Annotated in this window: 12 protein-coding genes and 1 pseudogene; 5 read left to right on the top strand and 8 right to left on the bottom strand. The window is 59.1% G+C overall.

Annotation, left to right across the window (positions count from 1 at the left end; genetic code table 11):
* Positions 1–62 precede the first annotated feature (62 nt).
* Positions 63–299, bottom strand: a pseudogene (locus ABWU19_RS12950) (DUF4277 domain-containing protein); the annotation flags it as partial.
* Between the two features lie 15 nt (positions 300–314).
* A complete protein-coding gene (locus ABWU19_RS12955; RefSeq protein WP_435902089.1) occupies positions 315–740 on the bottom strand; it encodes a YdcF family protein in 426 nt (141 codons plus the stop codon).
* 130 nt (positions 741–870) lie between these two features.
* On the opposite strand from ABWU19_RS12955, the gene ABWU19_RS12960 reads away from it, so the two are divergent.
* From ABWU19_RS12960 to ABWU19_RS12975, 4 genes are read left to right on the top strand one after another with little or no spacing between them, the layout of a single operon-like run.
* Complete coding sequence (locus ABWU19_RS12960; protein WP_435902090.1) at positions 871–1,992, top strand: acyl-CoA dehydrogenase family protein; 1,122 nt, start codon at positions 871–873, stop codon at positions 1,990–1,992.
* Between the two features lie 49 nt (positions 1,993–2,041).
* Complete coding sequence (locus ABWU19_RS12965; protein ID WP_435902091.1) at positions 2,042–2,638, top strand: NAD(P)H-dependent oxidoreductase; 597 nt, start codon at positions 2,042–2,044, stop codon at positions 2,636–2,638.
* A 29-nt stretch (positions 2,639–2,667) separates the two neighbouring features.
* A complete protein-coding gene (locus tag ABWU19_RS12970) occupies positions 2,668–3,708 on the top strand; it encodes a serine hydrolase domain-containing protein (RefSeq protein ID WP_435902092.1) in 1,041 nt (346 codons plus the stop codon).
* A 33-nt stretch (positions 3,709–3,741) separates the two neighbouring features.
* A complete protein-coding gene (locus ABWU19_RS12975; protein WP_435902093.1) occupies positions 3,742–4,302 on the top strand; it encodes a 5-formyltetrahydrofolate cyclo-ligase in 561 nt (186 codons plus the stop codon).
* A gap of 21 nt (positions 4,303–4,323) precedes the next feature.
* On the opposite strand, the gene ABWU19_RS12980 is transcribed toward ABWU19_RS12975, so the two are convergent.
* The 3 genes from ABWU19_RS12980 to ABWU19_RS12990 all read right to left on the bottom strand — a co-directional run bounded on the left by ABWU19_RS12980 (position 4,324) and on the right by ABWU19_RS12990 (position 7,995).
* Complete coding sequence (locus ABWU19_RS12980) at positions 4,324–4,719, bottom strand: VOC family protein (protein ID WP_435902094.1); 396 nt, start codon at positions 4,717–4,719, stop codon at positions 4,324–4,326.
* Positions 4,720–4,780: 61 nt separating this feature from the next.
* Positions 4,781–6,286 carry a 4-alpha-glucanotransferase gene (gene malQ, locus ABWU19_RS12985; RefSeq protein ID WP_435902095.1) on the bottom strand — a complete coding sequence of 502 codons (1,506 nt, stop codon included), beginning with the start codon at positions 6,284–6,286 and terminating at the stop codon, positions 4,781–4,783.
* A 368-nt stretch (positions 6,287–6,654) separates the two neighbouring features.
* Positions 6,655–7,995 (bottom strand): aminotransferase class III-fold pyridoxal phosphate-dependent enzyme, encoded by a 1,341-nt coding sequence (locus tag ABWU19_RS12990; RefSeq protein WP_435902096.1) that lies wholly within the window; start codon positions 7,993–7,995, stop codon positions 6,655–6,657.
* 80 nt (positions 7,996–8,075) lie between these two features.
* Between ABWU19_RS12990 and ABWU19_RS12995 the strand changes: the two genes are divergently transcribed.
* Entirely contained in the window at positions 8,076–8,417 is a 342-nt protein-coding gene (locus ABWU19_RS12995) for a hypothetical protein (protein ID WP_435902097.1), read from the top strand.
* A 160-nt stretch (positions 8,418–8,577) separates the two neighbouring features.
* On the opposite strand, the gene ABWU19_RS13000 is transcribed toward ABWU19_RS12995, so the two are convergent.
* The 3 genes from ABWU19_RS13000 to ABWU19_RS13010 all read right to left on the bottom strand — a co-directional run bounded on the left by ABWU19_RS13000 (position 8,578) and on the right by ABWU19_RS13010 (position 11,476).
* Positions 8,578–9,612 (bottom strand): S1C family serine protease, encoded by a 1,035-nt coding sequence (locus ABWU19_RS13000; protein WP_435902098.1) that lies wholly within the window; start codon positions 9,610–9,612, stop codon positions 8,578–8,580.
* 138 nt (positions 9,613–9,750) lie between these two features.
* Complete coding sequence (locus ABWU19_RS13005; RefSeq protein WP_435902100.1) at positions 9,751–10,953, bottom strand: sugar ABC transporter substrate-binding protein; 1,203 nt, start codon at positions 10,951–10,953, stop codon at positions 9,751–9,753.
* Between the two features lie 316 nt (positions 10,954–11,269).
* Positions 11,270–11,476 (bottom strand): hypothetical protein, encoded by a 207-nt coding sequence (locus ABWU19_RS13010; RefSeq protein ID WP_435902099.1) that lies wholly within the window; start codon positions 11,474–11,476, stop codon positions 11,270–11,272.
* Between the last annotated feature and the right edge of the window lie 84 nt (positions 11,477–11,560).

Raw genomic sequence — 11,560 nt, forward strand, 5'->3', positions numbered from 1 at the left:
TCGTCCAGCATCCGGCCCATGCGGTCGTCGTTGAGGAACTCGGGGGTGACCCCCGGTCCTCAAAGAAGCTCGGTGGGTTTTCCCTGGAAAAAGTGGCTGAACAGGTAGAGGGGGGAAGAAACACAGCCCAGGACGTTCAGCACAGCGGCCTTCAGGGCCACGCCGGTGGAGACCTTCTCGTTGGGGCGTGTCCCTACCTGATGATCCACCGTCTCCACCAGCTTCATCCGATCCATGATTCCAGCCACCAGACCCAGGTGGGCCAAGACGTAGACCTGAAGATCAGCATTGGTTTCCACCCCAAAATCCTAAAGTCAAGGTTGAGGGGTGCGGAATGTGGGGGAGAGGGTGATGCGGGGGGCATACCCGGCCCGCCAGAGCTCGAGGCCCTTCTCCAATCGGGCCAGCGAGGAGGCCTCGAGCTCCCCCACCCCGCAGTGCATCCCGCCCCCCAGCACCACAATCAGGTCGGCTTTTTGCGGGGCTTCATTCACAATCAAACCCTCTGCCAAGGTCCTGGTGAGCGGGGTAAACACCACTGCCGCAATCAACACCGCACAAAGCCCACTCCCCCAAAGCAAAATTCGGAAACTCAGGCCCAACCATCCCAGCAGCGTTCCGCTTAGCCATAGCCCCGCCAGCGGCCCCAGGCCAAGCTCGGGGTTAATAACCAGGCCCAGCGGCAACAGCAACAAACTTAGACCCGCAGCCATCAGCAGTCGTTCTGGCAACCTCGGCATATGAACCATCTTATGGCCCATCCGCTGTTATGCCAGCCGTACAGGCGCCGATGTGGGCTTTTGCCAAGGTGGTTCGGTAACGACCTTTTATGACGCTTTTTGTGCACAAAGAGCGTGATACGATATATTCATGGCCGTTCTGACCGCAGATCAAAAAATGGTGCTGGATGTGGTGCGGGCCGTTTCCCGTGAGGTGTTGTGGGAAATGGCCCCGGAGTACGACCGCACGGGGCAGTACCCCTGGCCCCAACTCAAACAGCTCGCCCAGCTGGGGCTCTTGGGCATGACCACCCCCGAGGCCTGGGGCGGGGCCGGGCTCGACTCGGTGACCTGGGCCCTGGCGATGGAAGAAATCGCCGCCGCTGACCCCAGCGTGGCCGTGATTCTCTCGGTCACCTCGGGGTTGCCCCAGTACATGCTGAGCAAGTTCGGCAGCGAGGCGCAAAAAAAGAAGTACCTGGTGCCGCTGGCCAAAGGCGAGTGGATTGGGGCTTTTTCCCTCACCGAGCCCCACGCCGGCTCCGACCCGGCCTCCCTCAAGGTTTCGGCCCAAAAAGTGCCGGGGGGCTGGGAACTGAACGGCCTCAAGAGCTGGGTCACCTCGGGCGGGCAGGCCCAGGTGTACGTGGTCATGGCCCGGGGTGAGGCCGGCATCAGCAGCTTTATTGTGGAGAAAGACACCCCCGGCCTTAGCTTTGGCAGCCCTGAAGAAAAGATGGGTCTGCACGCCGCCCATACCTGCGAGGTGCGCTTTGAGGGGGTGTTTGTGCCGGAAGAAAACCTCCTGGGCCAGGAAGGGCGCGGGCTGGCCCAGGCCCTGGCTGGCCTGGACTCAGGGCGCATTGGCATTGCCGCCCAGGCGGTGGGTATGGCCCGGGCCGCTTTCGAAATTGCCAAACAGTACGCCGATGAGCGCACCCAGTTCGGCCAGAAGATTCGGGAGTTCCAGGGGGTCGGTTTCAAGCTGGCCGAGATGCATACCCGCATTGCCGCCGCCCGGGCCCTGGTGCTGGAAGCCGCCGCCAAAAAAGACCGTGGCGAGAAGTACACCCTCGAGGCCTCCACCGCCAAACTTTTTGCCTCCGACGTGGCCGTGAATGTAACCCGCGAGGCCGTACAGGTGCTGGGGGGCTATGGTTACCACCGCGAGTACCGGGTAGAACGCTACTACCGCGATGCCAAGATTACCGAGATTTACGAAGGCACCAGCGAGATTCAGAAACTGGTGATTGCCCGAGAGCTATACCGATGACCTTCGTCCCGCTGCAGCCCAGCGGCCTTTAGCCGTAGGCTTTGAACCGATGAATGTCCTGATTATTTATGCCCACCCCAACCCCAACTCCTTCAACGCCGCCATGCGCGACCTGGCGGTGCGGGCTTTGAGCCAGGCTGGGCACAGCATTCTGCTTTCCGACCTCTACACCATGCGCTTTAATCCGGTACTCAGCGCAAAGGAGCTACAGGGCGATCTGCAAGACATCCAGCCCGAGATCGAAAAGGTTCGGCGGGCCGACCTGCTGTTGTTCCAGTTTCCCGACTGGTGGTACGGGATGCCGGCTATTATGAAGGGCTGGATTGACCGGGTTTTTGCTTACGGGTTTGCCTACGACGACGAACGTTCCTTTGAAAATGGACTTCTGCGCGGCAAAAAAGCCATGCTCAGCCTGACGGTAGGAGCGCGCGAGGATTATTTTCGCCAGGCCCCCCAGCGCGACCTGATGCGGGTGTTGGAGCCCATCCATTACGGCGTTTTTGCCTATTGCGGCCTCGAGGTGCTGCCACCTTTTATCGCCTACGGGCCAGGAGAGATGAGCGAGGCCGAGCGTAAAGCCACCCTCGAGGCCTTCCGGGAGCATCTGAAAAAGCTGCCCGAATTGACGCCCCTCCGCTTCAGCTAAACTTAAGGCCTGGGTAGTAGGCTTCTGCCATGCACCGCCGAACCGTGCTCAAGGGTCTGGCCTCAGCCCTGCTGGGAGGTTCCGGGGGATTCGCCCAAACCGTACCCGACCCCAACAACCCCCTATTCCACAAACTTGCAGCAGCTTATTCTGCCCAAAACCGGGGCATCGCGCTTTTGGTGATGGTAGACGGTCAAACCGTGTTCGAGGACTACCCCAATGGCGGCAGCCCCACCCGCGCCCACGAGCTGGCCAGCGGCACCAAGAGCTTTTGCGGGGTAATGGCCGTAGCCGCCGCGCAGGACGGGCTGCTCTGGCTGGAAGAGCCCCTGGCCCAGACCTTGACCGAGTGGCAAGGCCACCCTTGGCGCTCGCAAATCAACCTGCGCCAGCTCTTGCATCTCACCAGCGGCATTCCCGGCGGCAACCTGGCTCGTCCCCCCACCTATCGGGCAGCCCTCGAGACCCCTGCCGAGGCCCCTCCAGACACCCGCTTTTCCTATGGCCCCATTCCCTTTCAGATTTTTGGTGAGGTGATGCGCCGGAAGCTGAAGGGCGACCCCCTCGAGTACCTGACCCGGCGCATCTTCAAACCGATTGGCCTCGAGTACGCCTTCTGGCGCCGGGGGCCCGACGGCAACCCCCATCTCCCCTCCGGGGCCCGCCTGACCGCCCGTAGCTGGGCCAGGTTTGGTGAGCTGGTGCGGCAAGGGGGGGTTTGGCAAGGTCAGCGCCTGATAGACGAAGCACTTCTGCAAAAGTGTTTTGAGCCCTCGAAGGTCAACCCCCTCTACGGCCTGACCTGGTGGTTGGGGCGTCCCATCAGCCCGGCCCAGCGGTCGGTCATTGGGCGCGTGGGGCAAGAACTGGACACCCTGGCCAGCACCCCCCACCTGCCCGACGACCTGGTTATCGCTGCCGGCGCAGGTGAGCAGCGCCTTTACGTCAGCCGCAAGCTCAAGCTGGTAGTGGTGCGGCAGGCCGAGGGCATTGTGGAAAGTCTGGCCGGGCGTAGAACCGCCTTCTCCGATGCCGCTTTTCTAGGTCTGCTCTTGACCGGTCAGGGTTAGTTAAAAGGTTATCGGATGCGCTAGACTGCCGCCGTGACACAAGGTGAAGTACGCGAATTGGTGTGGAATGCCCTGGCCCAGAACAGGGCCGCAACCTACCCGACCCCACCCCACGGGCATCATCCCAATTTTGTGGGGGCCAGCCGCGCCGCCGAGCGCTTGATGAGCCTGAAGCTATGGCAACTGGCCACGGTCATCCTGGCCGGCCCCGACCAGGTGCTCAAGCCGCTGCGCGAGGCCGCTTTGAAGTCTGGAAAAATCGTTGTCATGCCCCATCCCGACAAAGCGGGGTGCTACCTGAGCCTCGAGGGCCTCTTGCCCCACCAGCTCAAGCGGGTACGGGAGGTGGCGCAGCTTGGCAAACCCATTGACCTGAGCCAGACCACCATAGACCTGGTTCTGGTGGGGAGCGTGGCCGTAGATGAGCAGCGGAACTGGATCGGCAAGGGGTACGGCTTCCCTTACAAAAACCTCGAGGTGGCCGCTCCCTGGGTCTCCCTGGCCCACACCCTGATGGTTTTTGATGTGCTGCCCTGCCCACCCGAGCGTAAGCTCGACCTGATTGCCACCCCGCACCAGGTGCTGGGGATGTGATGTGAAGCCCATCCAGGGCCCTCAGCTATCGGGCAGGCCCCATATCGCCGCGGGGGCCAGCTCGACCAGGTTGCCGGCAGGGTCGCGCACGTACAGGCTAGGGCCGGCTTTCCAGTTGGCCCAGGTTACGGGGTAGCCGTGGGCCTCGAGCACTTCCGCCCAGTCTTGTAGTTGTTCTGCTGCCACCCGAAAACACACATGCACGCTGCCTTGGGCCCCGTGCGGGGGCAGGACGGTCTCTTGCTGGGTGGCCTGGGGGTTAAACACCAGGAAAACCCCTGGCCCTACCCGGAAAAACAAATGTCGCCCAGGCTGCTGGGCAAACAGTTCCAGGCCCAAAAGCCCCTGGTAGAAGCCTTTGGCCGCCTCGAGGTCGGTCGCATACACACAGGTCTCGAGTACCCCGGCAATGTTCATCGTTGCCCCTACGGTATCAAAACCCACCCACAGACTTGTGGTCAAGGGTGCTTGCAGTACCTCAAGCGCGCTGGTTGGCCTCGGCCAGGGCCCGCAGACCAGCAGCCAGACCGGGCTCGAGGTCGCTTTCGCTGTAGCGCCAAGACCAGTTGCCCCCCAAGCGTCCAGGAAAGTTCATCCGGGCTTCGGTTCCCAGCCCCAGCACATCCTGTAAAGGCGCTATGGCCAGCCTGGCTGGGCTCTTGAAGGCCAGCTCAATCAGGGCTCCGGCTACTTCGTATTCCGACAAGCAGCGGATATGGTAGCGGGCCAGGTAATCACGCATGAAAGCCCGCTCGGCCTCTGGAGCGGTGCGGAACCACCCCAGGCTGGTGTCGTTGTCGTGGGTTCCGCTGTACACAACCACATTGCCATCCGGCGGGTAGTTGTGCGGCAAAAAAAGGTTCCCCTCATCCGAAAAAGCAAACTGAAGAATCTTCATGCCGGGAAAACCAAAGCCATCGCGCAGGGCCTCCACCTCGGGTGTGATAACCCCCAGATCCTCGGCAATAATGGGTGCGTCACCCAGCGCAGCCCGTAGCGCGGAAAACAGTTTTTCGCCTGGGGCCTTGACCCAGCGCCCCTTGACCGCATTGGGCATACCAAAAGGAATTTCCCAGTAGGCTTCAAAGCCGCGGAAGTGGTCTATCCGCACCAGGTGGCACTGTTTGAGCGACTGCTGGATGCGCGCGATCCACCAGGCGAAGTTCTCCTGCTCCATTACGTCCCAGCGGTAAAGGGGATTGCCCCAAAGCTGGCCGGTCTCAGAAAAATAGTCCGGTGGCACACCCGCCACCACCGTGGGGTTGCCGTCTGCATCGAGGTAGAAGTACTGCGGGTTGGCCCAGACATCCGAGGAGTCAAAGGCTACGAAGATGGGCATATCGCCGATAATCCGTATGCCCTTCGACTCAGCATAGGCTTTGGTTTTTCCCCACTCGGAGTAAAACAGCCATTGAATCCACTCGTGCAGGGCTACCTCGTAGGCCAGCTCCTCGCGGGCTTTGACCAGGGCAGCCGGTTTGCGGTCGCGCAGCTCGGGGCTCCACTCGTTCCAGGGTTTGCCGCCAAAACGGGTCTTGAGCGCCATAAAGAGCGCGTAATCTTCCAACCAGTGCTGCTCAGCCTCGACAAAAGCCGCCAGTAGCGCTTTATCCTGGGCCGAAGCCCTATCCTGGAACCCTGCAAAAGCCCGCCGCAACAAGGGCCAGCGGGTCTCGTAAAGCCAGCCATAGTTGACGCTTTCGGCTGGGTACGGCGGTGGTTCTTCATTTTTCTCGAGCCAGCCTTTTTCAATCAGCATCTCCGGATCAATCAGGTAAGGATTGCCAGCAAAAGCCGAAAAGGACTGATAGGGCGAGTCACCGTAGCTGGTAGGGCCCAAAGGCAAAACCTGCCACCAGCGGGCCCCGCTCGAGGCCAGCCAGTCCAGGAAGCGCTCCGCTTCGCGGCCCAAAGCCCCAATCCCCCAACGGCCCGGAAAGCTGGTGGGGTGAAGTAGAAGGCCAAATGCGCGTTCGATTTTCATAGCATGGGTAGTCTAACCCAGATGAGCACATGATGGAAGCGCTTCTATGGCCCGGCGTACAGTTGATATTTGGTTCGTTCCTGTTGCTGGAGCCTACCTGAAGCACTGCCAGGGGCTGCAGCCAGTCGGTTCCGAGCTGTACTAAATAGGAGTGGGGTTCATATGAGCAGGGAAGCCTGTATGCCGCCAGTCCTGACCCAAGCGAATCTGGGCGCTTCGGCCAGGGTGCGCATACCACCAAGCTGCTATGCAAACAGGCTGCCCGACCCCAGCCGAGCGCAGCCAGGGCGTTTGCCCTGATTTTTACCGCCGACCCTGGCGACAAAGACCCACTTAGCACAGCTTTGTATAGCAGGGTTATCCCCTCGCTAATCAGCCGCTGCGCCCATCACCCCCAGCGCCTCGTCTACCAGGGCCAGGCCCTCTTCAATCACGTCCAGGCCGTATTTGAGTTCCTCGCGGTCAATCACCAGGGGCGGGCAGACCCAGAGCATGTTGAAGCGGCTAAAGGCGTAAATGTGCCTGGACTTGAGGAAGCCAGCCAGCTTTTGCATCTCGGGGGAAGTGCCGTTGAAGGGGGCCAGGGGCTCTTTGGTGGCTTTGTCCTTCACCAGCTCGATCACGCTAAACAGCCCAATGTAGCGAACATCCCCCACACAAGCGTATTTCCTGCGCATGGCCTCGAGGCGCTCGCCAAGGTATTTGCCCTGCTCCTCGGTGTTTTCAAACAGGTGCTCTTCTTCGTAAACCGCAAGGTTGGCCACAGCGGCAGCACACGAGACCGGGTGGCCGGAGTAGGTCAGGCCTCCCCACAGCATGTGATCTTCAAAAAAGTCGGCAATTGGCTGGGAAACAATCACCGCCCCAAGCGGCATGTACCCGCTGGTGAGGCCCTTGGCGCAGGTCACGATATCAGGCTTGATGCCATAGTGCTGGGTTGAGAGCCACCTGCCGGTGCGGCCAAACCCGCTCATGACCTCATCGGTAATGAGCAGGATGTCGTACTTGTCGCACAAAGCCCTCAGCCTGGGGTAGTAGTCATCGGGTGGCACCAAAAGCCCGTTGGAGCCGGTAATCCCCTCGACCATAATGGCCGCGATGGTGTGGGGGCCTTCTAGCTGGATAATCTCTTCGATGTGACTCACACACTCCCGCTGGCAGCTATCCGGGCTTTTGCCAAAGGGGCAGCGGTAGCAGTAGGGGTCAAAAACCCGCACAATACCCGGAATACCCGGCTCCACTGGCCAGCGCCGGGGGTCGCCAGAGGCGGTCATGGCGCCCATGGTGGCCCCGTGGTAGCTGCGGTAACGGGTAATGATTTTGTCGCGGCCCGTGTACAAGCGGGCTATTTTCATGGCGTTTTCGTTGGCTTCGGCCCCACCCAGGCAAAAAAACGACTTAGCCAGCCCGGTTACTTCGGCCAGCTTTTTGCCCAGCTGCCCCCTTGGCTCGGTAGCAAAACTGGGGCCCGCAAAACACAGTTCGTCCACCTGCTTCTTGATGGCCTCGAGCACCTTGGGGTGCTGGTGGCCCACGTTGATGTTGATGAGCTGGCTGCTAAAGTCCAGCCACCTGTTGCCATCGCCATCCCAGAACCACACGCCTTTTGAGCGCGTCATGTGGATGGGGTTCGCGCTGCTTTGCACCGACCACGAAAACAAGGTGTAGTCGCGGTTCTCCTGGATAACTTCTTTGGATGGGCGTTCCATTGGACCTCCTGTAAGAGCGTTTCGTTTTATCGTAGACCCGACGAGATTCAGATGCAATGGACAAGGTGTATAATTTTTCTGTGAAAATAAAAACCCGAAATCGGTTTGGTTTCACTCCGAGATCTGGGGGTATTGTACTTGTTACTGGGCGCGGGGAGGGAATTCCCACCAAGCGGCGAAGGCGAAAAGCTAAAAAGAACCTGCAATCAAAATTGATGCAACCATCACCCTCGCCAGAAAAGACTCCTGCTGAACCCCAAAACGGCAAAAAAGCGAAGTTAAAAGGGCTCAAGATGGAAGTTATTCAAGCTTTGACACAGCGGGCTGAGCTTAGGGCAAATCGTACCAAACGTCGTAGAGTTAGTGTAGGAATAAGAGTAAATGTAGATAAAATAGCAAAGCAAAAAAAGAAAAAGCGGTAGGCTTCACCGCATTTTCGGTTCTGTAGCTACGAGTACTTGTATATCAAGAATCCAGCACATCAATTGTCAAAACTCCATAGCCCTAGGTGATAAATCGTTAGCCCGTTCAGATAAGCTCAACAGTTGGAACAACCTTGTGACGGTGTACTTAGGTCAACAATCAACCGCGCCGGGCTGGATTGGCAGTAAGCTTTAGCTCAATTTTGAGAATCTGATTGCCCCGCCGTATGGTCAGGGTTACGCTGTCACCCACCTCTTTGCTGCGGATGTAGCGCTGAAGCTGGGTAACGTCGTTAAAGGGGCGGCCATCGGCCTCGAGGATCACGTCGAAGTCGTAGACCTCCTGGCCGTTTTCACGCCGGATTGAAAACCCACGCAAACCCGCCTGCTCGGCAGCGCCACCACGCAGCAGGCTGCGGATCAGCACCCCTTCCTTGGGAATGCGCAAGGTGGCCGCGGTTTCGTCGTCTATCTGGAAAAGCTGCACCCCAATGTAGGGCACGTCGCGCTTACGTCCGGCCTGTAGCTGCACGATCACCTCGCCCAGCCCTTGCAGGGGGGACAGGTAGCTTTCAAAAACCCCGTCAGGCTGGCCGATAGCTACCACCACCGCAACCACCCGCCCGGCTAGGTTCAGCACCGGGCCGCCCGAGTCGCCGGGGGCAAGCGGGATGGTGGTGGAGATAGCAATGGAATTGAAAAAAGGAAAGATGTCGCGCTCGACAGTATTAACCAGCCCATAGCGGGGCGCGATGAACTGGCCTCTCGAGTTACCTATAGCCAGCAAAGGCTCCCCCACGCGGGGGCCGGTAGCGGTCTCGAGCGGCAAAAACGACACAGACCCCCCTACCCTGGCGCGCAAAATGGCAATATCACGAAACTCATCATAGCCCACAAGTTCGGCTGGAAACGACTCGTTTTTGGAGTTGATCACCCGAAAGCTACGGGTATCTTCAATCACGTGATAGGCGGTCATGACCAGCCCATCGGCGCTAATAAAAAAACCGGAGCCGGTGCCCTCAGGAATAGTCTCGATGCGCACAGCTGCCGGGAGAGCCCGCACATAGACCTGCTCGAGGGCAGCGCGCATCTCGGCGGTTAAGGTACGGGGGGTCTGTACCGGCTGGGCATGGATCACAGCAGCCAACAAGCCAAAGGTGGCTGCCACCACAACGAACCACCAAAAACGCCGCATCAAGGTCTCCCCAAACGCCACAAAGCGCAACTAAAAAAAGCGTAGCCCATCTGGCTATTGATTATGATGCGGGCATGCACATTTTTTATTGAAAAAATAAAACCCCCTTCTCAGGAAGGGGGTTCTGAGGATAAAGGTTTATCGTCCCGACAAACCCCGGTTAATTTCGGCCACCATGGACGCAACAATCTGAGCTACGTTGGTATCGGCTCTTTGGACAGCCTGCGAAAGGGCGTTGCCCCAGGGGCCCCACACCTTACCCATCTCGGGAATGTTGGGCATCGGCGAGCCCAGGGCGATGGTCGCCGAGAAACCGGCCACCACCGGGTCGTTGCGCAGTTGCTGCACCGCTTGCTTGGATACCGGCAGACGGCCACCGGCCTTGTTGAAGGCCACCTGGTTCTGGGTGCTCACGAGCAGTTTGGCAAAGTTGGCGGCAGCGGTCTTGTTGCGCGAGTAGGCGTTCATAGCCACGCCCTGCACACCCACAAACGGACGCCACTGCCCACCACCCGGCGGGTTAGGCATGGGCGCAATACCAAAGTCGATGTTGGCTTTTTTGTAGTCACCAATGGCCCAGGGGCCGTTGAGAATCATGGCCAGTGCGCCTTCTTTAAAGGCACTGTCGGCCACGCCGTAGTCGACCCCTTCGGGAATCAGGCGGTAACGGTAGCGCAGGTCTTTGATAAAGCTCACCGCACGAACGCCTGCCTCACCGCCCAGACGGGTCTGGCTGGCATCTACCCCCTGGGCCGTGCGACCAAATACGCTGGCCCCATAAGCCGTGAACCAGCCATAGTTGAAGTAGGGGTTGGCCAGGTCGTACAGGAAGCCAAAGGAGTTGCCCCTGGTGTTCTCTTGGGCTACTTTAAGGAATTCATCCCAGGTTTTGGGGGCCTCTTTGACCAGCTTTTTGTTGTAGATGAGGGCTACCGACTCGGCAAACATGGGCAGCGCAAACAGCTGGTTGCGGTAGGTCAGGGCATCAACGGCCACATCCGACAGGCTTTGGATGTAGCTGCTGGTGGCATATTTGCCCATGGGCTCGAGCACACCCGCAGCCGCCATGGCGCCCACCCAGTCGTGAGGAATGCTCACCACCAGATCGGCGGCCTGGCCCTGGGGTGCCCCCAGAATGAATTTGTTCTGAATATCACCAAAGGGTACTTCCACCACCTCTACCTGGGTGCCGCTGCTCTTGGCAAAGTTGGCCGCAGTTTGCTTTAGCCAGGCCAGTTCGGGGCCACCGTAGTGGGTCCAAACCGTGATTTTACCCTGGGCCATGGCCGAGCCCAACAAACCCAGGGCCGCTATAGCCCCAATCAAAATGCCTTTCCTCATGTCTTCCTCCTTGTGCCAGGCCATGCTGCAAAGCATGGTCCAGAGCGCTTCGACGGCAGTCGATGGCAGCGTTTCCACGATGTCCTCAACGACCCTTTTTGGAAATCTGCCTTCTGCGTCTAGGGTATCTTACTACATTCGCAATGCAAGTAAAGGGACTGATCCCCCCCAAACAAAAAATAAAGCCCACCTCAAGATATGCGTGCTCGAGGGGGTTTTGCCGGTTCGGCTAAAGAGGGTCGGCTGGGCCTACCAGGGACATTTGTCCGAGCATTGACTTATTTTTGTTCCTCCTGGCTTCACTTTTGCAATCACTTCATTTTTTGGGTGGCTGGCTGGGGCGCAGGTCAACCTGGCTGGGAATGACCCGAGGGTCGCTTTGCAACAGGTACAGCACAGCCTGAGCAACGTCTTGTGGCTGAATTTTCCACGAGGCCCCGGTGCTGTTGCCCGCAAAGGGTGTGTCTACCGAGCCGGGCAGGATGCTGCTCACCCGGATGCCATAGTAGCGCAAGTCGAGCATACTGGCCTCGGAAAAACCCAGCAGCTAAGTACACGACAAAAGTTGAAAAACATGGACAGGGACACGGAGGGAACGATTTCTAAG

Source organism: Meiothermus cerbereus (assembly GCF_051297115.1).
In the GTDB taxonomy this organism is placed as follows: Bacteria; Deinococcota; Deinococci; order Deinococcales; family Thermaceae; genus Meiothermus; species Meiothermus cerbereus_A.

Coding starts and splice junctions, on each gene's coding strand:
- ABWU19_RS12990 (WP_435902096.1), bottom strand. CDS start 7,995: ATGGAACGCCCATCCAAAGAAGTTATCCAGGAGAACCGCGACTACACC.
- ABWU19_RS12970 (WP_435902092.1), top strand. CDS start 2,668: ATGCACCGCCGAACCGTGCTCAAGGGTCTGGCCTCAGCCCTGCTGGGA.
- ABWU19_RS12965 (WP_435902091.1), top strand. CDS start 2,042: ATGAATGTCCTGATTATTTATGCCCACCCCAACCCCAACTCCTTCAAC.
- ABWU19_RS13000 (WP_435902098.1), bottom strand. CDS start 9,612: ATGCGGCGTTTTTGGTGGTTCGTTGTGGTGGCAGCCACCTTTGGCTTG.
- ABWU19_RS12955 (WP_435902089.1), bottom strand. CDS start 740: ATGCCGAGGTTGCCAGAACGACTGCTGATGGCTGCGGGTCTAAGTTTG.
- malQ (WP_435902095.1), bottom strand. CDS start 6,286: ATGAAAATCGAACGCGCATTTGGCCTTCTACTTCACCCCACCAGCTTT.
- ABWU19_RS12980 (WP_435902094.1), bottom strand. CDS start 4,719: ATGAACATTGCCGGGGTACTCGAGACCTGTGTGTATGCGACCGACCTC.
- ABWU19_RS13010 (WP_435902099.1), bottom strand. CDS start 11,476: ATGCTCGACTTGCGCTACTATGGCATCCGGGTGAGCAGCATCCTGCCC.
- ABWU19_RS12960 (WP_435902090.1), top strand. CDS start 871: ATGGCCGTTCTGACCGCAGATCAAAAAATGGTGCTGGATGTGGTGCGG.
- ABWU19_RS13005 (WP_435902100.1), bottom strand. CDS start 10,953: ATGAGGAAAGGCATTTTGATTGGGGCTATAGCGGCCCTGGGTTTGTTG.